The organism is Nitratidesulfovibrio oxamicus, assembly GCF_015731765.1.
GTDB classification, from domain to species: Bacteria; Desulfobacterota; Desulfovibrionia; order Desulfovibrionales; family Desulfovibrionaceae; genus Cupidesulfovibrio; species Cupidesulfovibrio oxamicus.
This window is the reverse complement of sequence record NZ_VRYY01000798.1, coordinates 1-524: the sequence shown is the minus strand read 5'-3', so window position 1 is coordinate 524 and position 524 is coordinate 1. Positions and strand designations below refer to the sequence as shown.

Genomic DNA, 524 nt, shown 5'->3' with positions numbered 1-524 from the left:
ACCGCCGACGACCTCGCCGCCGCGCTGGCCCACCCCGCACCGCCCGACCTGCCGCCCGGCTTCCTGGCCCTGGACTGCGGGTTGCCCCGCTGGCGGCGGTTGCTGGGGATACCTGAGAAATAGACTTCGCGGGGGAAGGGGCGCTTTGCGGCAGCCGTTAGACGAGCGCAACGCGCGAGTCTTACGGATGGCGACCGCAACGCGTAAAAGCGCCCCTTCCCCGATTGCCGCTTGCCCTCCCCATTCTCCCCTCCCCAAGGAGCCGACACATGCTGACCGCCATCACCCGCAAGCTGAAGGAACTGACCCGCATGCTGGGCACGCGGCCCTACTACGGGTTCGTGACCGGGCACGGCTACCTGACGGAGGCGCAGGTGACCGAGGTGCGGCGGGTGCTGGAATCGCCCGCGCAGGCGGCGGGGACGGTGGCGGAGTATGAGCGCCGTTTCGCGGCGGTGGTGGGCGATGGGCGCGGCCTGGCCACGGCGGGCGGGCGCATGGCCTTGTTCGCCACGTTGCGGGCG

The 524-nt window shown here is 71.4% G+C and carries 1 pseudogene; it reads left to right on the top strand.

Features of this window, described 5'->3' with window-relative positions:
* Positions 1 to 269: 269 nt before the first annotated feature.
* Positions 270 to 524, top strand: a pseudogene (locus FVW20_RS18630) (DegT/DnrJ/EryC1/StrS family aminotransferase); the annotation flags it as partial.